The following is a 20,024-nucleotide window of genomic DNA, read 5'->3' as shown; positions in this document are numbered from 1 at the left end:
TTTGTTTGATTGAAGGAAGTCTTTGTTTTTTTCATAGAACGCTCTATAATAAAGCTATGTTATGAACGGAAGAGAGGGAGAACGATTGTATCCCAACGAAAAATTGAGCGAAGAGAAAGTGTTCAAAGATCCGGTGCACCGGTATGTGCATGTGCGTGATAAAGTCATTTGGGATTTAATTGGTACAAAAGAATTTCAACGGTTGCGTCGCATTAAACAGCTCGGTACGACGTATTTGACGTTTCACGGTGCCGAACATAGTCGTTTTAACCATTCGCTTGGTGTATATGAAATCGTGCGTCGCATCGTTGACGATGTGTTCGCTGGTCGTGCGGATTGGGATGAAAACGAGCGGCTGCTTTGTTTATGTGCCGCGCTTTTGCACGATTTAGGACATGGGCCGTTTTCGCATTCGTTTGAAAAAGTGTTTCATCTTGACCATGAACAATTTACACGCGCGATCATTTTAGGCGATACAGAAGTAAACGCCGTGCTTCGTCGTGTATCGTTAGACTTTCCGAAAAAAGTTGCGGAAGTCATTGCGAAGACGTATGAAAATAAGCTCGTCGTTAGTCTCATTTCAAGTCAAATCGACGCGGATCGCATGGACTATTTATTGCGCGATGCATATTATACAGGCGTCAGTTACGGGCATTTTGATATGGAACGCATTTTGCGTGTGATGCGTCCACGAGAGGAGCAAGTCGTCATTAAACGAAGCGGCATGCACGCAGTAGAAGATTACATTATGAGCCGATACCAAATGTATTGGCAAGTGTATTTCCATCCCGTGACGCGCAGTGCAGAAGTCATTTTGACGAAAATTTTGCATCGTGCGAAACATTTGTATTTGACAGGCTATACATTTCAAACACCTCCTGTTCATTTCCAATCTCTTTTTCATGGACACGTGCAACTAGAAGACTACTTAAAATTAGATGAGGCGGTTACATTATATTATTTTCAACAATGGCAAGAGGAACGAGATGCGATTTTAAGCGATTTATGCCGTCGTTTTATGAATCGCAATTTATTTAAATACGTCGAATTCCAACCGACAAATGAAGAAATGAAAAAGTTGATGGAACTGACGACGTTGTTTAAAAAAGCGGGCATTGACCCGGATTATTATTTAGTCGTGGACTCCTCATCCGATCTTCCGTACGACTTTTATCGTCCGGGGGAAGAAGAGGAAAGGCTTCCCATTTATTTGTTAATGCCAAGCGGGGAGTTGCGCGAATTGTCGCGGGAATCGACGATCGTTGATGCGATTTCAGGAAAACGTCGCACCGATCATAAATTATATTTTCCACAAGATTTTCTTGATAACTTATCGACAAAACGAAACGTGAAGAAAAAAATAAAACAACTTTTATATGAATAGGAGATGGGGACGTTGCTTTTCGAACATGCGAAAATGTTGAAAGCGTTAGCGGCAGTCGGGGAGATTGTTGGACGAAAAAAGCTGCAAAAAATGATTTACATTGCGAAAAAAATGAACTTTCCTTTTTACGAAAAATTTGATTTTCATTTTTACGGTCCGTATTCGGAAGAATTGACATTGCGTATGGAAGAGTTATGTAACGTCGGGTTTGTGCAAGAAATGAGAGAGAAAAAAGGTGGATATTATCAATATCGTTATGCGTTGACGGAAGCGGGCAAGCAATTTTTAACGCATTACAATTTGGACATGCCTGATTTAGATGTTTGTTTGCGCAGTTTAAATGAACAAAGCGCGAGATTTTTAGAGCTTGTTTCTACTATTCTTTATTTTGAAGATTTAAGTAAAGATGAAGTGAAAGAAAAAGTATGTACATTAAAAAGCAAACAACGATACACGGAAGAAGAAATGGAAGAAGCGTATCGCTACATCGAACAGTTACGCACACAAGCGTACATAAAAAGCTGACAGCCCCCTGTCAGCTTTCATCGCTTAATCGCTTTCCGCCAATGGCATAATGATTTTTAGACATTTCTTCAATAAAAACGACGATTTTTTCTTTCGGTGCACCTGTCGTTTCCGCAACAGCTTCGGTTACTTTTTCGACGAGCGCTCGTTTTTGTTCTTCTGTGCGACCTTCAAGCATTTTTACTGTTACATATGGCATCGTGATCGCCCCTTTCTCCTTTATTCGACAATCGTTATTATATCACGCATCGCCCGTTATCAGTAGTGCTTCCGCCTGTTTTTCGTGTATAATAATGAAAAAATGAAAAAAGTTTGAAAAGGAGAAGGAACGTGGACCAATTTTTAGCATATCCAATTCGAGAAATACCGTATGTCGTGTTGGCGCTTGCGATTGCATTTTCTGTCCATGAGTTTGCGCACGCATACGTGGCGTATAAATTTGGTGATCCAACGGCGAAACAACAAGGAAGACTAACGTTGTCGCCGCTCGCTCATTTAGACATATTAGGAACGTTGCTTATTTTCATTGCCGGATTTGGTTGGGCGCGTCCGGTACCCGTGAATCGTGGTTATTTTCGTCATCCGCGTCTAGCGGGCATTCTCGTTTCTGTCGCCGGTCCGCTCAGCAATTTGTTGCTTGCGGCTATCGGCTTTGCTTTATGGTATGCGATGATTCGCATCGGTGTATTTGATTTTATTCCGATATGGTTTCGTGACGGATTGTATCAGTTTTTTGAAATTTATATCGGACTGAATATTTTATTGTTCGTTTTTAACTTATTGCCGTTTCCACCGCTTGATGGATATCGCATCGTCGAAGACTTGGCGCCGATGCATGTGCGCGCGAAAATGACGCAATTTGAAAATTACGGGGCGCTCATCTTTTTAATTCTTATTTTTACGCCGTTAGATCGATATACGATTCAGCCGATTTTTCATGTCGCCATTCCAGCTGTTGCTCAATGGCTACAAAGTATATTTTCAACGCTGATTTTATGATGAAAGGATGAACGATCGTGGAAGAGAAAAAAAAGCCGATGTTTCATATTATTAAAAAAGAGCCGAAAGTGCACGGAACGTTCGGCACAGGGGTACTCAGTCTCGCAAACGTTTCGCCGGTCATTATCGATGTCGAGGCTGGCGAGGCGTTCATTGATATGGGAGCGATGCATGCGCGCAGCGTCGTCGAAAAGGGAATTAAATTTACGCCAAACCGCGATGAAGTGCCAAACGGCAAGCCATATTGGCTCGTATGGGTGACGGTCGATCAGGCGGAAGAAGGGGCGTATTATGCGGGGGTGACAGCATGCGAAATGACGGTTGATCGCGAAGCGCGCCGCGGGTATAAATCGCTCCCTGAGCACGTCAATCGCATGGACAAATCGTTAAAGCGCCATATTATTGTTGACCATATGGATGAGCGGTCAAAAGAAGTATTAGCTTCATTTTTACAGCAGCATAACCGCGACATGTGGGATCGTTCGAGCGAGGAGTTAAAACGACAACTTCAAAATCATGGATAAAATGTGACGGTTTTGTGAACGAAAATAGGTCTATACTTGTCGTTGAGTGGGAAAAGGAGTAAACTAGAGGTACAAATGTAACACATGATAAAACTAGGACACATAAACGCCCAAGCGTATGCGCTTGGGCGTTTATGTTTAAAACCAATCGAACAGCCGTTTAAACCACGAATCTTTTTCTTTTTGTTTCTTCTTCTTTTTCTTTTCAACTGGGTGGTCTTTGCAGTAGTCGGTCGGTTCGGTGCCGACGACATAATAGCTTAACCGTTTTATCGGACAAGCGGTTGTCGCAAGCTTCCCGCTATGAGGATCGACATATACGCCAACGACTCCTTCCGGCGGTTCGAACGTCGCGACCTTTCTTCCACGTAAACTATCTTCCATAAAATTGACCCAAATATGTTTCGCATATTGTTTTTCATCCGTACGATCAATCGTTTCATCGCGGTCATATCCCGTCCAAACGGCTGTAACGAGCTGAGGCGTATAACCGATCATCCAACTGTCTGTTTTCGTCGTCCCTGATTTGCCAGCATACGGGCGAGTCATGCGGGAAATGATCGATTGCCCTGTCACTGAAGCATAGTCATTTAACGTTGGATCAAACATGCCGGTCATTAAGTGCGTCGTCACAAAAGCAAGCGCTGGATCGAGTATTTGTTCATCGCTTCGCCGTTGTTCGTATAGCACTTTTCCTTCGTAATTCGTCACTTTTTTTATAAATATCGGCTCGACTTTTTTTCCGCCGTTAGCGATGATGCTGTAGGCGCGCGCCATATCAATAACTTTAACGGGCGATGTGCCGAGGGCAAGCGACGGCACTTGCTTTAGTTTGCTTGTGATGCCAAGTTGTTTCGCGATGGCAACAAGCTTTTCTTGTCCGAGCAACAAATGTGTTTTTACAGCATAGACGTTATCTGAAAGGGCAATCGCTTGGGCAAGCGTAATCGTATCGTTCGCGTAGTAGTTGTTAAAGTTGCGCGGTGTATACGTCGAGCCGTCTTCTAGCGTAAACGTCGTGGCCTCGCTGCGCAATAGCGTTGATGGTGTAAATCCGTGTTGAAGCGCGCCATAATATAAAAAAGGCTTAAATGTTGAGCCAGGTTGACGTTCTGCTTGTGTCGCGCGATTAAACGGGCTTTTTTCATAGTCGCGCCCTCCGACAAGCGCCTTTACTTCCCCTGTTTTCGGCTCCATCGCGACAAGCGCCACTTGAATGTTTGATTGCGAATGAATCGTTTCTTTTATTTTCGCCTCTGCAATCGCCTGCATGTTGACATCGAGCGTCGTGTATACGCGCAATCCGCCCATTTCAATCGTTTCTTCATCGAGTCCGAGCACCGTTTTCAACATATGTTTGACTGCATGTTGAAAATATGGGGCAATCGTTTTTGTTTTCATTTGCTCGCCGTTTGAGAAATGAAGCGGCTCGTTCGCAGCTTGTTTTGCTTCTTTTTTTGATAAAACATTTGCCTCAACCATCGCTTGCAAAACGATGCGTTGGCGCTTTTTTGCGCGCTCCATATCGACAAGCGGGGAATAGTAGCTTGGTCCTTTCGGGATCCCAGCAAGCATCGCCGCCTCCGCCACCGTCAATTCACGAGCGGATTTTCCGAAATAAAAATTTGCGGCTGCCTCAATTCCGTATACGCCATGTCCGTAGTAAATCGTGTTTAAATATCCTTCTAAAATGTCTTTTTTATCGTAGTTTGCTTCAAGCTGGATGGTATATAGCGCTTCTTGTATTTTGCGCCACCACGTTTTTTCGTAGCTTAAAAATAAATTGCGCGCATATTGTTGCGTAATCGTACTTGCTCCTTGCACTTTCCCCATCGCTTTCATATTCGCAACGATCGCTCCGGCAATTCGCTTAAAGTCGAAACCGTAATGCTCGAAAAATTTTCGGTCTTCTATCGCAATCGTTGCATCAATGACGTGTTGCGACATATCGGATAGATGAATCCAATATCTTTTTCCGCCGTAATGGTTTTCCCCAATTTTTGTGCCGTCTTCCGCATAAAAAATCGTTGATTGCGGAACGGCTAAAGGAGGGGGGCCTTTCCATTTGGCAAATATAATGAGACCTGCGATCGTAAGCGTGCATAATAAGCTGCCAATAAAAGCGAGCCAAAGAAATAGCCGCATATATTTAAACGTTCGTTTCCATCGTTCGATGGCAATCATCTCCATAGCCATCACCTCATTTTTTGCGTTTAAAATTAGTATGAAAACATTTTTATTTTTTTAAACGTTTTCTAGCAATTTTTACTTGAAATTTTGCTAGATTGCTCTATACTTTTTCATGTTTAGCATTTTATTTTTTGGGCATGATAAGCGGTGCATTATTGACGAAAGGGTGTTCAATATGGAACTTTGGTTTACTGAAAAACAGACGGACAACTTTGGGATTACAGCACGAATTAAACGCACTTTACATACAGAGCAAACGGAATTCCAAAAGCTCGATATGGTCGAAACAGAAGAATTCGGGAACATGCTTATTTTAGACGGAATGGTGATGACAACGCAAAAAGATGAGTTCGTCTATCATGAAATGGTTGCGCACGTTCCGCTATTTACGCATCCGAATCCAGAAAACGTTCTTGTCGTTGGCGGTGGAGACGGCGGCGTCATTCGCGAAGTGTTAAAGCATCCAAGCGTGAAAAAAGCGACGCTTGTTGAAATTGACGGAAAAGTCATCGAGTATTCGAAAAAATACTTGCCAGAAATCGCTGGTCAATTAGACGATCCACGTGTTGAAGTGAAAGTGGACGACGGCTTTATGCACATTGCGCAAAGCGAAAACGAATACGACGTCATTATGGTTGACTCGACAGAGCCAGTCGGTCCAGCGGTCAATCTATTTACAAAAGGGTTTTATGCAGGCATTGCGAAAGCGTTAAAAGAAGACGGCATTTTTGTTGCGCAAACAGACAATCCGTGGTTTAAAGCGGATTTAATTCGCACTGTTCAACGCGATGTGCGCGAAATTTTCCCGATTACACGTCTATATATCGCAAACATTCCAACGTATCCGAGCGGCATGTGGACGTTTACACTCGGTTCGAAAAAATATGATCCGCTTGAAGTAAGCGAAGAGCGCTTCCACGACATTGAAACGAAATACTATACAAAACAGCTTCATAAAGCGTGCTTCGTATTGCCGAAATTTGTTGAAGACTTAGTGAAGTAAGGGGAGAAAACGATGCGATTTGATGAAGCGTATTCTGGCAACGTATTTATTAAAAGCCATCCAAATTTTGAAGAAAGCCAAGCGGTTATTTATGGGATGCCAATGGACTGGACAGTTAGCTATCGCCCAGGCTCTCGCTTTGGCCCAGCGCGCATTCGTGAAGTGTCGATCGGGCTTGAGGAATACAGCCCGTATTTAGACCGTGAGCTCGATGAAGTGAAATATTTTGATGCGGGTGACATTCCTTTACCGTTCGGTAATGCGCAACGCAGTTTAGATATGATTGAACAGTTTGTCGATCGCATATTGGAAGCGGGAAAATTTCCGCTCGGTCTTGGCGGCGAGCATTTGGTGTCTTGGCCAGTCATGAAGGCGGTATATAAAAAATATCCCGATTTAGCGATTATTCATATGGATGCCCATACGGATTTGCGCGAGCATTATGAAGGCGAGCCGTTGTCGCATTCTACGCCAATTCGTAAAATTGCGGAACTCATTGGACCGAAAAACGTATATTCTTTCGGCATTCGTTCAGGAATGAAAGAAGAATTTGAGTGGGCGAAACAAAACGGGATGTACATTGCGAAATTTGACGTGCTTGAACCGTTAAAAGAAGTGCTTCCAACGCTTGCAGGTCGTCCGGTATATGTCACGATCGACATTGACGTATTAGATCCAGCGCATGCGCCGGGAACGGGAACAGTTGATGCTGGCGGCATTACGTCAAAAGAACTATTAGCTGCGATTCACGCGATCGCTCGTTCCGATGTGCGCGTTGTCGGAGCAGATTTAGTCGAAGTGGCGCCGGTATATGACCACTCTGAACAAACAGCCAACACAGCAAGCAAGCTTGTACGCGAAATGCTTCTCGGTTGGGTGAAATAAAGACGAAAATCCCTGTCTGCGCGACAGGGATTTTTTGAAGAAAATGAATGAATAATCTTTTGTATATATGATCCATACTTTTTTATGTTTATACAGTTTTGTTCATTATTCATGATGATGAATAATGAAGCTAATGATAGAACTTTTTTTAACGTCGTTATTCATTTTTATATACTTTTCTACATAAAAAACAAGTATATGGTATAAAAAGTAACCGATCCAGATCCCCAACGTATTCATCAAAATGTCATTAATATCTATAATCCGCTCGGAATATGATGTTAAAAAAAATTGGAGTAATTGCCCGCCTTCAATGATAATCGGAACAAAAATGCTCCAAAAGATCATTTTTTTACTACTTATTTTTCTTATGAGAGGAAATATAAATCCAAAAGGAATGGTCATAAAAATATTTAATATATAGTTGATAAAAGTGCGATTCAAATTAATCAGAGGGACGATATTTATTACTTCATCCATGTTTTGCTTAAAGGGAACATGAGTAAATAAAGTGATAGGGAATTGTGTATATCTAATCAGTAAACATATATACAGATAGAAAGATGATAAAAAAAAGAAACGTATAGGCTCTTTGCTGAATCTCAACCATATGAGCGATACACCTACAATAAAAACCATAACAAAAATAGGACCTTCGAAATATATTCTCATTGAGTATCACCTTGCAAGAAATATTTTTTAATAAAAAGTTTAAAAAGTTTCTATGGTGTAGATAATGTACCGCTGCCGACTATTTTCCATCCATTATTGCTTTTTACTATAACTAAATAGTATCTCGAAGAATCAGAATCTAATTTTGATGGGAAAGATTCTTTTATTTCTGCCACATTATTTTTATCATTATTTTTTGATACATAATGATTCACACACCCATAGCTAGTATCAAACCCTGTTTTTTCTCTGTAAAGGCAATAAGTTACTGTTTCTCCTGGTGGGGTAACGCCGTCAGCCCAGTTTTCCTTGCTGCCATTGTAAAAAGCGTGACCATCTATTGTAGCCGTCCCTTTCCTTAAACTGTGGTATATTCCGTTAGCTTTTCCATCAACTATATAAACAGCACTATACGAATAAGAAGAGGATATCGCCGATACAATTACAGGGGTTAATGTCGCAATCGATATGATAAGCACAACAGATATTGTGCAAATTCTTGCTCTCATCATTATGACCTCCTAAGTTTTCATCATTTTCCTTTATTATAAAGTTTTTTTCTATACATGTATATCCGTATATTCCACAATTTTTTATTTTTAAATTAATATGGTTCATCACCAAAAGATGTACTTGACAAGTGATACGCTTCCCTAAACAAGAATGTGCAAAAATCATTGATTTGCTGATTGTTTCTCACAAGCTTCGGTAGAGCGTATTACAAAAAATCAAGTACAACTTTTGGTGGAGAGTCATTAATATAAAATTTTGTTTTTTAATTCTAAATTGCACATTACTGCCTGAGCTACTGTGTGCATTCAACTTTTTTCTAGGTTGAAAAATTTTAATTAATTTGTTTAAAAATATTAAAAATTTTAATGAAAAGCATTCAAAAGTATAGTTATTTTTGTTATTATAAGTAGGAGGTGATGAGATGAAAGCGAAAGAAGTATTAGAGTTGTTGCAAATATCAAGACCAACGCTCACTAAATATGTAAAAGAAGGAATCATAAAAGTCCATGTCTTGCCTAACGGAAGATATGATTATGACAAAGAAAGTGTATATCAATTGTTTAATAAAGGCGTGGAAAGAAAAACATATATCTACGCCAGAGTTTCTACACCAAAACAGAAAGCCGATTTAGAAAATCAAATTCAGATGCTAAAACAATTTTGTTTTGCGAATGGCTATTCTGTATCCAAAGTTTTTTCAGATATTGCAAGTGGCATCAGTTTTGAAAAGAGAAAAGACTTTTTTCGTATGCTTGATGATGTGTTGGCTGGAAAAGTTGAAAGAGTTGTCATTAGTTACAAAGATCGGTTGAGTAGAGTGGGTTTTGAATTATTTCACCATTTGTTTAAAAAATACCATTGTGAAATTGTTGTGATGAGCGAAGTGGGTTCTGAAAAATTAGACAGCGAGGAAATATTTGAAGAAATCATCAGCCTGTTGCATTGTTATTCCATGAAGATGTACAGCAAAAGAAAAGGCGAGAAGATCAAGCAAATATTAAGCGAAGGAGAACTTCCGTCATGATGGCGAATCGAGTGGAAAGGCATATGATTTGCGCCACTCATCCGTATTATCCGATGATCGACGAGTATTGTTTTCGGTCAAAAAACTTGTACAACTTCGCCAACTATCAAGTGAGGCAAACGTTTTTTCAACACGGCACGTATCTTTCTTACAACAAGCTAGACAAGCTGCTGAAAACAGAAGGGATGGATACAGACTATCGAGCGATGCCAATGGCTCAATGTGCCCAACAAACGTTAAGAATGTTGCATCAAAATTGGCAATCATTTTTTAAGTCGATGAAAGATTGGACAAAAAACAAAGACAAATATACAGGCAGACCGAAACCGCCCAAATATCTCAAAAAAGACGGACGATATGTACTTGTGCTAACGAATCAATCATGCAAAGTCGTCGATGATCATATAACATTTCCTATCTGTTTTCAAGGGTTTCGGTTAAAGACAAACATGAAAGGGAAGCTACAACAAGTCCGATTCATTCCGAAACACCGCCATATCATCGTCGAAGTCGTTTACAAAATTCCTATCCCAGCGCAAAAACAAGATCACAACAGATATATCAGTATTGATTTAGGTTTAGATAACTTCGCAACCATTGTGAACAACGTGGGCAAACAACCGATCGTCATCAATGGTAAAGGTCTAAAATCCGCCAATCAATACTACAACAAACAGATGAGCCATTATCGCAAAGTAGCGAAACAGATGAATGGACTCGATTGGACAAAACGAATGAGCAAAATGACAGAAAAACGAAACCGCATCGTAGAAAACTTTATGCACCAAGCGAGTGCCTTTGTCATCAAACATGCGCTGTCTTTAGACTGCGATACGATTGTGGTGGGGATGAATAAAGATTGGAAGCGTGAAGTCCATCTCGGAAAGCGTACGAATCAAGCGTTCGTTCACATTCCGTATCAAACGTTTCTTCATCAGTTGCAGTACAAAGCGGTACAGCATGGCATTCGTGTCATCGTGACAGAAGAAAGCTATACATCGAAATGCAGTTTTTTAGACATGGAAGAAATGAAGAAACAAAAGGAATACAAAGGAACGCGCATCAAGCGTGGGCTGTTTCAATCTGAAAACGGAACGCTCATCCACGCAGATGTCAATGGGGCATACAACATCATGAGAAAAGTATTCCCAAAGGCGTTTGCCAATGGGATAGTGGGTGTGGGGTTACACCCGATCCGAGTACATGTCGCTTAAACGACGTGGACGGATAAACAATTTTGTTAAAATCTTTCCCATGATTTTATGATTTTAATAAAATTGATAACCTACTTAACTACAGTCACAACAACAGCGAGGGTGTGGGGAAGGTGAACGGAATACCGATACAACTAAAGCAAGTGACGGAAATTCGTGATGGCGTGCGAAAAGAAATTGTTGTCATCGAGGCAAATGGTTTATACTACTTAAAAGGAGATGCGACGTATGTGACGTTTGAAGAGACGCATGAAGGAGAAACGATTAAAAACGTCGTAAAAATCGCCAATGATGAAGTTGTCGTGCTTCGCTCTGGTGCCATTTCGATGCGCCATACGTTTCGTAAACAGTCGGAAACGATCGGCACGTACGAAAGCCCAGTGGCGCGCTGGGAAATGAAAACAAAAACAGAACAAGTGCTGTATCAGTATAACGAGAAAACGAAAAAAGGGCAGTTGTTTTTTTCTTACATACTTCACTTATCAGGGAAACATGTTGGTCGTCATGCGGTGACGATTTCGTTTAAGGAGGCAAAGCGATGAATATTGTTGAACAAATGAAACAAAAGTTAAAAGAAGAAATAAAAGAAGCGGTCATTCGTTCAGGGGTCGCGACAGAAGCAGACGTGCCAAGCGTCATTTTAGAGACACCGAAAGATAAAGCGCACGGTGATTATTCAACAAATGTCGCCATGCAGTTAGCGCGCGTGGCGAAAAAGGCGCCACGTATGATTGCGGAAGACATCGTTCGTCATTTTAACGGTGAAGCTGTGTTCGTGAAAAAAGTAGACATTGCTGGACCAGGATTTATTAATTTTTACATGGACAATCGTTATTTAACAGAGCTCGTTCCCGCCATTTTACAAGCAGGGGACGCATACGGTGAAACAAACGTCGGTCAAGGTCAAAAAGTGCAAGTCGAGTTTGTTTCAGCAAACCCAACAGGTAGTTTACATTTAGGACATGCTCGTGGAGCAGCGGTTGGCGATTCATTATGCAACATTTTGAAAAAAGCAGGCTTTGATGTTACGCGCGAATATTACATTAACGATGCCGGCAATCAAATTGCCAACTTAGCGAAATCGGTAGAAGCACGTTATTTTCAAGCGCTCGGAATCGAGAAAGATATGCCGGAAGATGGATATTTCGGTGAAGATATTATTGAATTAGGAAAAAAGCTAGCGGAAGAACATGGCGACAAATTTGTCGCGCTTGATGAACAAGAGCGGCTTCAGCTGTTCCGTGAGTACGGATTAGCGTTTGAAATGGATAAAATTAAAAAAGATTTAGCAGACTTCCGCGTTACATTTGACGTTTGGTATTCGGAGACGTCGCTTTATCATAACGGAAAAATCGATAAAGCGCTTGAAACGTTACGTGAAAAAGGCCATATTTATGAACAAGATGGCGCGACATGGTTCCGCTCGACGACATTCGGCGACGACAAAGACCGCGTGCTCATTAAGCAAGATGGAACGTACACATATTTATTACCAGATATCGCATACCATCAAGATAAACTTGAGCGCGGCTTTGAAAAAATTATTAACATTTGGGGAGCGGATCATCACGGTTATATTCCGCGCATGAAGGCGGCGATCGCTGCGCTCGGGTACGATCCGGATGTATTAGAAGTTGAAATTATTCAGCTCGTCAGTTTATATCAAAACGGTGAAAAAGTGCGCATGAGCAAGCGAACAGGAAAGGCGGTGACGTTGCGTGACTTAATGGAAGAAGTCGGATTAGACGCAACGCGCTATTTCTTCGCGATGCGCTCATCGGATACGCATTTAGATTTCGATATGGATTTAGCCGTATCGCAATCGAACGAAAACCCTGTGTATTATGCGCAATATGCTCATGCACGCGTATGCAGCATGCTGCGTCAAGGCGAAGAACAAGGATGGCGTTATGACGGTGATTTGTCATTCACATACGAATTAGCGGAAAAAGAAATTGACTTATTGAAAAAGCTAGGGGAGTTTCCTTCCGCTGTGGCAGAGGCAGCTGTGAAACGTTCACCACATCGCATGACGAACTACATTTTTGATCTCGCATCGGCACTTCATAGTTTTTACAATGCGGAAAAAGTGCTTGATGCAGCGAACGTTGAAAAAAGCCGTGCCCGCCTAGCGCTCATGAAAGCGGTGCAAATTACATTGAAAAATGCTTTAGCGCTCGTTGGAGTACATGCGCCAGAAAAAATGTAATACGAAAGCCCTTCTTGGTCGAGAAGGGCTTTTTATAGTAATGGAGACAACATCGTTGCAACGGCTTCTTTGAAGCGATGAAGCCACGATTGCTTACGGAAATATTCCGCTGTCAACAATGTAGATGTGTCGATATCGCGAGCGATCGTTTGTTTCACATGTTGAATAAACGGTTTGTCATATATATAACAATTCATTTCGTAATTGATAAACAAACTGCGGCGATCGAAATTTGCGGTGCCGATATCACATATGTCATCATCAATGACGATCACTTTTGCATGGTAAAACCCGTTATAAAACTGATAAATATGAGCGCCTGCATGAAGAAGCTGACGAAAATAAGGAAATGAAGCTTCTTTCACAAACGGATGATCCGCTTGGATCGGTGCGATAACCGTTAGTTGCACCCCACGCTTTATCGCTTCCAAAAGAGCATTCATCATTTTTTTACTCGGGATAAAGTACGGAGTACCGATGACGATCTCCCGTTTGGCGTGCTTGATGAGCTCAATAAACTCCTCTTCCAAATACGCCCCGTTTGTCGGAAGAAATCGATGTTTCACCGCTCCTTTTTGAAGAGATGGGAAATATCGTTCATCATCTCCAAACGATTGCCCCGTTGCTTCTTTCCAATCTTCTGCGAACTGCCGTTGTAAATCAGCCACCCCTTCCCCCGTTATTTTTAAATGATAGTCGCGCCAATGGCCAAACTTCGGATCTTGACCGATATATTCTTTTCCGACGTTAAACCCGCCTAAATAGCCGATTTTTCCGTCAATGACAGTAATTTTGCGATGATTTCGCTCGTTTAGCTTATAGAAAAAAAACGGCAATGTCGGACGGTTCGCAAAGGCGAATTGCCCGCTTTTTTGTCGAAGGGAAGACGGTAGTCCAAAACTTCCGACCCAATCGACGAGCAGACGCACTTCTACCCCTTCATTTACCTTTTGTTCAAGTAAAGAAAAAAAGCGTTGTCCCATTTCATCATCGCGCACGATATAAAATAAAATGTGAATATGATGTTTTGCTCGTTCTAACTCTGCAAAGTAATCATCGAACAGCGTTTCACCCGTCGTAAATAGCGTGATATCGCTTTGTCGTTCGACGCCGATTTTTTTCCGTGCGGCATTTTTTGCAACTTTGTCTCCCCATTTATAATCAAGTAAAAGAAGAAACAATAAAATGATAACAATGACGAGCCAGCGCATGTCTTCACTCCTTTCGTTGTCGTAGTTTCCCCAAAAAGAAAATAAAAAATGAGAAAAAATATTGACTGAATGCTCATTCATTATATAATGAAAGTAAGTTTGTTCAGAAAATTTATTTTATTTTTACAACAAAGGGGGAAGGGTATTGTGCTTTGGTTGAACTGGATCGCTTTTTTACTTGTGACAGCGTACGCCGTTCATTTATTCGTGTATCTCGTGAAAACGCGCATTGCTTATATTCAATTAGGGAAAAAAGTGGAGTTTGATGGAAAAGTAAAAGAGCGCATGCAAAACATATGGGTGAACGTCTTTGGGCAAAAAAAGCTGTTAAAAGACAAAAAAAGCGGCATTATCCACGTTATGTTCTTTTACGGCTTTATTCTCGTACAGTTTGGTGCCATTGATTTCATCATTAAAGGGCTTGTCCCAGGGGCGCACTTACCGCTCGGACCACTATATCCAGCGTTTACGTTTTTTCAAGAAATTGTAACATTACTTATTTTAGTGGCTGTTTTATGGGCGTTTTATCGCCGTTACATCGAAAAGCTTGTTCGTTTAAAACGAGATTTTAAAGCAGGGCTTGTCCTTATTTTTATCGGTGGACTCATGCTTTCCGTGCTGTTCGGTAACGGTATGGGACGCATTTGGCATAACGAAGGAACATCATGGAGCGAACCTGTCGCTTCTGCGATTGCACTTGCGTTTAGTTGGGTAGGAGAAACAGGAGCAGCTGTATTGTTTTTTGTCGCTTGGTGGGTGCACTTGCTTATTTTATTAACGTTTTTAGTGTACGTGCCACAATCCAAACATGCGCATTTAATCGCTGGACCAGTGAACGTCTTTTTCAGTCGATTAACGAGACCGAAGCTTGAGAAAATCAATTTTGAAGATGAAACACAAGAATCGTTTGGTGTTGGGAAAATCGAAGACTTTAAGCAAACACAACTCATCGATTTATATGCCTGTGTGGAGTGTGGACGCTGTACAAACATGTGTCCAGCAACGGGGACAGGGAAAATGCTATCACCGATGGACCTCATTTTAAAATTGCGTGACCATTTAACAGAAAAAGGGGCAGCCATTACATCGAAGGCGCCTTGGGTACCGACGTTTGCGTTTGCGAATACAAAAGGAAACCAGCTTGCTTTTATGGCGCAAGGAATGCAAGAACAAGCAGCAACGATCGAAATGCCAAACTTAATTGGCGATGTCATTACAGAGGAAGAAATTTGGGCATGTACGACGTGCCGCAACTGTGAAGACCAATGTCCAGTTATGAACGAACATGTCGATAAAATTATTGACTTACGTCGTTATCTCGTATTAACAGAAGGAAAATTAAATGCGGATGCACAACGGGCGATGACAAATATCGAACGTCAAGGCAATCCGTGGGGATTGAACCGAAAAGAGAAAGAAAACTGGCGCGAGTTGCGTGAAGATGTACGCATTCCGACAGTGAAAGAGATGCAAAAAGCAGGCGAAGAATTTGAATATTTATTCTGGGTTGGTTCGATGGGATCGTTTGATAATCGAAGCCAAAAAATTGCGTTAGCTTTTGCGCGCCTATTAAATGAGGCAGGGGTAAAATTTGCGATTTTAGGAAACAAGGAGAAAAACTCTGGCGATACTCCACGTCGTTTAGGAAACGAATTTTTATTCCAAGAACTAGCAACAGCAAACATTGCTGAATTTGAAAAAGCAGGCGTGAAAAAAATTGTGACGATCGATCCACATGCATACAACACATTTAAAAATGAATATCCAGATTTCGGATTTGAAGCGGAAGTATATCACCATACAGAGTTACTAGCAAAGCTTGTAGAAGAAGGGCGCCTCGTCCCGAAATATGAAGTCAACGAAGTCGTGACGTTCCACGATTCATGTTATTTAGGTAGATATAACGACGTATACGATGCACCGCGTCAAATTTTGAAAGCGATTCCGGGTGTGAAGCTCGTGGAGATGGCACGTCATCGTGAGACAGGCATGTGTTGCGGGGCTGGCGGCGGATTAATGTGGATGGAAGAAACGACGGGCACGCGCATTAACGTAGCGCGCACAGAACAGGCGCTAGAAGTGAATCCGACAGTCATCAGCTCTGGCTGTCCGTACTGTTTAACGATGTTATCAGATGGAACGAAAGCGAAAGAAGTAGAAGAAAAAGTCGGCACGTACGATGTGGCGGAGCTGTTGGAAAAAGCGGTATTTGGCCCTGTTCATTAAAAATTCTAAAAAAAATAAATAGTTTTATTTTTAAGATATTTTCAGTATAATGAAAGCAACAGGAAGGTGTACGATTCTCGTGCGCCTTCTTTGCCCGTCCATTGTTGAACGAGCGTTCGCTCAATATTTTTGAAAGGGCTTTCTTATGACGAAAAGGGGGAGAAACATGGGGAAAACGGTCATTGTTAGCGGGGTACGTACGCCATTTGGGAAATTTGGAGGAAGTTTAAGCGCATTGAGCGCAGCACAACTTGGAGGCATTGCGATCAAAGAAGCGTTAGTGCGCGCACATGTGAATGCAGAACATGTCGATGAAGTCGTATTTGGCACCGTATTGCAAGGTGGACAAGGGCAACTTCCATCGCGGCAAGCGGCTAGAGAAGCAGGCATTCCATGGGAGACGAAAACAGAAACAATCAATAAAGTATGCGCCTCTGGTATGCGCAGCGTCACGCTTGGCGATCAAATCATTCGCGCAGGGGATGCGGACATCATCGTGGCAGGTGGAATGGAGTCGATGAGCAATGCCCCGTATATGTTGCCGAAAGCGCGTTGGGGGTTGCGCATGGGCGATTCGACAGTAAAAGATTTAATGGTGTATGACGGATTAACATGCAGCTTCACAGGTGTGCATATGGGCATTTACGGAAGTGAAACAGCGAAAGAATTAAGTATTACGCGCGAGGAGCAAGACCGTTGGGCGTATCGTAGCCATCAATTAGCGATTGCGGCGATCGAAAGTGGAAAGCTAGCAGAAGAAATCGTCCCTGTTGCCATTCCGCAACGAAAAGGAGAGCCGATCACGGTAGCGATTGATGAATCACCACGAAAAGATACATCGCTTGAAAAATTAGCCAAACTGGCGCCCGTGTTTGATCCAACAGGCACGATTACGGCAGGAAATGCGCCAGGCGTAAATGACGGAGCTTGCGCGCTTGTATTAATGAGCGAAGAGCGCGCGCAAAAAGAAGGGCTTACTCCGCTTGCGACGATTGTTGCTCATGCGGCCATTGCGGTGGAAGCGAAAGATTTTCCGAAAACACCAGGCATCGTCATCAATGAATTGTTGCGCAAAACAGGAAAAACCGTACATGACATTGATTTATTCGAAATTAACGAAGCGTTTGCATCCGTCGCTTTAGCAAGCATGAAAATTGCTGATTTGCCAGAAGAAAAAGTGAACGTCAACGGTGGCGCCATTGCGCTCGGGCATCCGATCGGTGCAAGCGGTGCGCGCATTATTATTACGTTAATTCATGAATTAAAACGCCGTGGTGGCGGCACGGGTATTGCAGCCATTTGTAGCGGCGGCGGTCAAGGCGACGCAATCATGATTGAAGTTCATTAATGGGGGATGGGAAGATGAAAAAAGTGATGGTTGTTGGCGCTGGGCAAATGGGCTCAGGTATTGCCCAAGTGTGCGCAACGGCAGGATATGATGTCATTTTAAACGACGTGAACGAAGAGCGCGTCCAGTGGGGGCTTAACAATATTAAAAAAAGCATAAACAAATTTGTTGAAAAAGGATCGTTAAGCGAACAACAGCGCGATGAAACGATGGGCCGTATTCGCCCCTCGACAAATGTGCGCGATGGAAGCGATGTTGATATCGTGATCGAAGCGGTCGTTGAAAATATGGATGTGAAAACAGCGTTATTTGCACAACTAGATGAAATCACACCTCCGCATGCCATTTTAGCAACAAATACGTCCTCATTACCGATCACAGAAATTGCCGCAGCAACGAAACGACCAGAAAAAGTGATTGGCATGCATTTTATGAATCCGGTACCGGTCATGAAACTCGTGGAAATTATTCGCGGTCTCGCAACAGCTGATGAAGTGTATGAAGCGATCGAACAAATGACAAAAACGTTAGGAAAAGTACCGGTTGAAGTAAACGACTTTCCGGGATTTGTTTCCAATCGTGTGTTAATGCCGATGATTAACGAGGCGATTTATTGTTTATATGAAGGGGTTGCGACAAAAGAAGCGATTGATGAAGTGATGAAGCTCGGGATGAATCATCCGATGGGACCGCTCACCTTAGCCGATTTCATCGGATTAGATACGTGCTTATACATTATGGAAGTGCTTCATGATGGACTTGGGGATGACAAATACCGTCCGTGTCCGCTTTTACGTAAATATGTGAAAGCAGGCTGGCTCGGAAGAAAAACGGGACGAGGATTTTACACGTACGAATAAAGGGGTTGGCATCATGAATTTACATTTTACAGAAGAACAACAAATGATGCGTCAAATGGTGCGCGAGTTTGCGGCAAATGAAATCGCTCCGTTTGTCGAGCGCATGGAGCGCGGAGAGTTTCCGCGCCCCATCCTTGAAAAAATGGCGGAGCTTGGTCTCATGGGGATTACCGTCCCTGAACAATATGGCGGGGCAGGAATGGATTTTACGTCATACATTATCGCCATTCATGAAATTTCAAAAGTGAGTGCAACGGTTGGGGTTATTTTATCTGTCCATACGTCTGTTGGCACAAATCCGATTTTATATTTCGGAACGGAAGAGCAAAAGCAAAAATATGTGCCGAAGCTCGCGCGTGGAGAATATTTAGGGGCGTTTTGTTTAACAGAGCCAGGATCGGGATCGGACGCGGCAAGTTTAAAAACGACGGCTGTTCGCAATGGTGACCATTACGTATTAAACGGCTCAAAAGTATTTATTACAAACGGTGGAGAAGCGGATACGTACATCGTGTTTGCCCGCACAAATCTAGAAGAAAAGGGAAGCAAAGGGGTTAGCGCATTTATTGTTGAAAAACAGACACCTGGGCTTGTCATCGGAAAAGACGAGAAAAAAATGGGGCTTCACGGATCGCGCACGGTACAATTGTCGTTTGAAGATATGCGTGTGCCAGCAGAAAACTTGCTCGGTCAAGAAGGGGACGGATTTAAAATTGCGATGGCTAATTTAGATAGTGGTCGCATTGGAATTGCGGCGCAATCGCTCGGCATTGCCGAAGCAGCGCTTGAACATGCGACGAGCTATGCGAAAGAACGCATTCAGTTCGGCAAGCCGATTGCCGAGCAACAAGGCATCGCTTTTAAACTAGCAGATATGGCAACGAACGTCGAAGCGGCCAAATTGCTCGTTTATCATGCTGCTTTTTTACGCTCAAACGGCATGCCTTGTGGAAAAGAAGCATCGATGGCGAAGCTGTTTGCATCAAAAACAGCGATGGAAAACGCCATTGAAGCGGTACAAATTTTTGGGGGGAACGGCTACACAGAAGATTACCCGGTTGAGCGGTTATTCCGCGATGCGAAAGTATGTGAAATTTACGAAGGGACGAGCGAAATTCAACGGCTCGTTATTAGTAAACATTTGTTGGTAGCGTCAAAAAATCTATGAAAAGTCATCATGGTCTACCTGTTGAAGGAAAATAAAGAGGATAGTGGAATTGGATTCGCCCTTGACCAA

At 42.4% G+C, this 20,024-nt stretch carries 19 protein-coding genes; 14 read left to right on the top strand and 5 right to left on the bottom strand.

The genetic code is table 11. The features are described from left to right. Window positions 1-61: 61 nt before the first annotated feature. Both EKC99_RS10575 and EKC99_RS10570 read left to right on the top strand, forming a co-directional pair. Window positions 62-1,384 (top strand): HD domain-containing protein, encoded by a 1,323-nt coding sequence (locus EKC99_RS10575; RefSeq protein ID WP_163151803.1) that lies wholly within the window; start codon window positions 62-64, stop codon window positions 1,382-1,384. Window positions 1,385-1,396: 12 nt separating this feature from the next. Further along, window positions 1,397-1,909, top strand: a complete 513-nt coding sequence (locus EKC99_RS10570; RefSeq protein WP_163151801.1) for a YwgA family protein — start codon at window positions 1,397-1,399, stop codon at window positions 1,907-1,909. A gap of 10 nt (window positions 1,910-1,919) precedes the next feature. Here the strand turns inward: EKC99_RS10570 and EKC99_RS10565 are convergent, their stop codons facing one another. Next, a complete protein-coding gene (locus EKC99_RS10565) occupies window positions 1,920-2,108 on the bottom strand; it encodes a 2-hydroxymuconate tautomerase (RefSeq protein ID WP_003397075.1) in 189 nt (62 codons plus the stop codon). A gap of 131 nt (window positions 2,109-2,239) precedes the next feature. Here EKC99_RS10565 and EKC99_RS10560 point away from each other — a divergent pair, with 131 nt between their 5' ends. Then, window positions 2,240-2,908, top strand: coding sequence for a site-2 protease family protein (locus EKC99_RS10560; protein ID WP_163151799.1), 669 nt, complete (start codon window positions 2,240-2,242; stop codon window positions 2,906-2,908). Between the two features lie 17 nt (window positions 2,909-2,925). Next, window positions 2,926-3,432, top strand: coding sequence for a YwhD family protein (locus tag EKC99_RS10555; RefSeq protein WP_163151797.1), 507 nt, complete (start codon window positions 2,926-2,928; stop codon window positions 3,430-3,432). A 138-nt stretch (window positions 3,433-3,570) separates the two neighbouring features. On the opposite strand, the gene EKC99_RS10550 is transcribed toward EKC99_RS10555, so the two are convergent. Further along, window positions 3,571-5,622: a transglycosylase domain-containing protein gene (locus EKC99_RS10550; protein WP_163151795.1), complete on the bottom strand. Its 2,052-nt coding sequence runs from the start codon at window positions 5,620-5,622 to the stop codon at window positions 3,571-3,573. 175 nt (window positions 5,623-5,797) lie between these two features. On the opposite strand from EKC99_RS10550, the gene speE reads away from it, so the two are divergent. Next, window positions 5,798-6,625, top strand: coding sequence for a polyamine aminopropyltransferase (gene speE, locus EKC99_RS10545; RefSeq protein ID WP_009360997.1), 828 nt, complete (start codon window positions 5,798-5,800; stop codon window positions 6,623-6,625). A gap of 12 nt (window positions 6,626-6,637) precedes the next feature. Continuing rightward, window positions 6,638-7,510 (top strand): agmatinase, encoded by an 873-nt coding sequence (gene speB / locus EKC99_RS10540; protein ID WP_004893113.1) that lies wholly within the window; start codon window positions 6,638-6,640, stop codon window positions 7,508-7,510. Window positions 7,511-7,615: 105 nt separating this feature from the next. Here the strand turns inward: speB and EKC99_RS10535 are convergent, their stop codons facing one another. Together EKC99_RS10535 and EKC99_RS10530 are read right to left on the bottom strand one after the other, a co-directional pair. Continuing rightward, window positions 7,616-8,149 carry a VanZ family protein gene (locus EKC99_RS10535; RefSeq protein ID WP_238148443.1) on the bottom strand — a complete coding sequence of 178 codons (534 nt, stop codon included), beginning with the start codon at window positions 8,147-8,149 and terminating at the stop codon, window positions 7,616-7,618. 83 nt (window positions 8,150-8,232) lie between these two features. Continuing rightward, on the bottom strand, window positions 8,233-8,694 hold the full coding sequence (locus EKC99_RS10530) for a hypothetical protein (RefSeq protein WP_238148428.1): 462 nt from the start codon (window positions 8,692-8,694) through the stop codon (window positions 8,233-8,235). 422 nt (window positions 8,695-9,116) lie between these two features. On the opposite strand from EKC99_RS10530, the gene EKC99_RS10525 reads away from it, so the two are divergent. The 4 genes from EKC99_RS10525 to argS all read left to right on the top strand — a co-directional run bounded on the left by EKC99_RS10525 (window position 9,117) and on the right by argS (window position 13,142). Then, complete coding sequence (locus EKC99_RS10525) at window positions 9,117-9,719, top strand: IS607 family transposase (RefSeq protein WP_009362398.1); 603 nt, start codon at window positions 9,117-9,119, stop codon at window positions 9,717-9,719. After that, window positions 9,716-10,933: an RNA-guided endonuclease InsQ/TnpB family protein gene (locus EKC99_RS10520; RefSeq protein ID WP_163151793.1), complete on the top strand. Its 1,218-nt coding sequence runs from the start codon at window positions 9,716-9,718 to the stop codon at window positions 10,931-10,933. Before EKC99_RS10525 ends, EKC99_RS10520 begins: the two co-directional genes overlap by 4 nt. Before the next feature lie 104 nt (window positions 10,934-11,037). Next, a complete protein-coding gene (locus EKC99_RS10515) occupies window positions 11,038-11,475 on the top strand; it encodes a YwiB family protein (protein ID WP_012576220.1) in 438 nt (145 codons plus the stop codon). Continuing rightward, window positions 11,472-13,142: an arginine--tRNA ligase gene (argS, locus tag EKC99_RS10510; RefSeq protein WP_009360994.1), complete on the top strand. Its 1,671-nt coding sequence runs from the start codon at window positions 11,472-11,474 to the stop codon at window positions 13,140-13,142. The genes EKC99_RS10515 and argS overlap by 4 nt, the downstream gene beginning before the upstream one ends. A 32-nt stretch (window positions 13,143-13,174) precedes the next feature. Here the strand turns inward: argS and cls are convergent, their stop codons facing one another. Then, window positions 13,175-14,353 carry a cardiolipin synthase gene (cls, locus tag EKC99_RS10505; protein ID WP_009360993.1) on the bottom strand — a complete coding sequence of 393 codons (1,179 nt, stop codon included), beginning with the start codon at window positions 14,351-14,353 and terminating at the stop codon, window positions 13,175-13,177. Window positions 14,354-14,440: 87 nt separating this feature from the next. Here cls and EKC99_RS10500 point away from each other — a divergent pair, with 87 nt between their 5' ends. The 4 genes from EKC99_RS10500 (at window position 14,441) to EKC99_RS10485 (ending at window position 19,955) form a co-directional block, all read left to right on the top strand. Continuing rightward, window positions 14,441-16,579, top strand: a complete 2,139-nt coding sequence (locus EKC99_RS10500) for a (Fe-S)-binding protein (protein WP_163151807.1) — start codon at window positions 14,441-14,443, stop codon at window positions 16,577-16,579. Between the two features lie 166 nt (window positions 16,580-16,745). Then, window positions 16,746-17,927 (top strand): acetyl-CoA C-acetyltransferase, encoded by a 1,182-nt coding sequence (locus tag EKC99_RS10495; protein WP_163151791.1) that lies wholly within the window; start codon window positions 16,746-16,748, stop codon window positions 17,925-17,927. Between the two features lie 14 nt (window positions 17,928-17,941). After that, the gene (locus EKC99_RS10490; protein WP_009360990.1) at window positions 17,942-18,787 is read left to right on the top strand and encodes a 3-hydroxybutyryl-CoA dehydrogenase; all 846 of its coding nucleotides are present in this window, start codon (window positions 17,942-17,944) and stop codon (window positions 18,785-18,787) included. Between the two features lie 13 nt (window positions 18,788-18,800). Then, window positions 18,801-19,955 carry an acyl-CoA dehydrogenase gene (locus EKC99_RS10485; RefSeq protein WP_163151789.1) on the top strand — a complete coding sequence of 385 codons (1,155 nt, stop codon included), beginning with the start codon at window positions 18,801-18,803 and terminating at the stop codon, window positions 19,953-19,955. Window positions 19,956-20,024: the final 69 nt, after the last annotated feature.

Source organism: Anoxybacillus sp. MB8 (genome assembly GCF_011006755.1).
Lineage (GTDB): Bacteria > Bacillota > Bacilli > Bacillales > Anoxybacillaceae > Anoxybacillus > Anoxybacillus gonensis.
This window is presented reverse-complemented; position numbering and strand designations above follow the sequence as displayed.

Excerpts from the sequence above, each read along its gene's own strand:
- cls (WP_009360993.1), bottom strand. The coding sequence starts at position 14,353 with ATGCGCTGGCTCGTCATTGTTATCATTTTATTGTTTCTTCTTTTACTT.
- EKC99_RS10490 (WP_009360990.1), top strand. The coding sequence starts at position 17,942 with ATGAAAAAAGTGATGGTTGTTGGCGCTGGGCAAATGGGCTCAGGTATT.
- EKC99_RS10565 (WP_003397075.1), bottom strand. The coding sequence starts at position 2,108 with ATGCCATATGTAACAGTAAAAATGCTTGAAGGTCGCACAGAAGAACAA.
- speB (WP_004893113.1), top strand. The coding sequence starts at position 6,638 with ATGCGATTTGATGAAGCGTATTCTGGCAACGTATTTATTAAAAGCCAT.
- EKC99_RS10500 (WP_163151807.1), top strand. The coding sequence starts at position 14,441 with ATGAAAGTAAGTTTGTTCAGAAAATTTATTTTATTTTTACAACAAAGG.
- EKC99_RS10525 (WP_009362398.1), top strand. The coding sequence starts at position 9,117 with ATGAAAGCGAAAGAAGTATTAGAGTTGTTGCAAATATCAAGACCAACG.
- EKC99_RS10550 (WP_163151795.1), bottom strand. The coding sequence starts at position 5,622 with ATGGAGATGATTGCCATCGAACGATGGAAACGAACGTTTAAATATATG.
- EKC99_RS10530 (WP_238148428.1), bottom strand. The coding sequence starts at position 8,694 with ATGATGAGAGCAAGAATTTGCACAATATCTGTTGTGCTTATCATATCG.
- speE (WP_009360997.1), top strand. The coding sequence starts at position 5,798 with ATGGAACTTTGGTTTACTGAAAAACAGACGGACAACTTTGGGATTACA.
- EKC99_RS10495 (WP_163151791.1), top strand. The coding sequence starts at position 16,746 with ATGGGGAAAACGGTCATTGTTAGCGGGGTACGTACGCCATTTGGGAAA.
- argS (WP_009360994.1), top strand. The coding sequence starts at position 11,472 with ATGAATATTGTTGAACAAATGAAACAAAAGTTAAAAGAAGAAATAAAA.
- EKC99_RS10575 (WP_163151803.1), top strand. The coding sequence starts at position 62 with ATGAACGGAAGAGAGGGAGAACGATTGTATCCCAACGAAAAATTGAGC.
- EKC99_RS10485 (WP_163151789.1), top strand. The coding sequence starts at position 18,801 with ATGAATTTACATTTTACAGAAGAACAACAAATGATGCGTCAAATGGTG.
- EKC99_RS10520 (WP_163151793.1), top strand. The coding sequence starts at position 9,716 with ATGATGGCGAATCGAGTGGAAAGGCATATGATTTGCGCCACTCATCCG.
- EKC99_RS10535 (WP_238148443.1), bottom strand. The coding sequence starts at position 8,149 with ATGGTTTTTATTGTAGGTGTATCGCTCATATGGTTGAGATTCAGCAAA.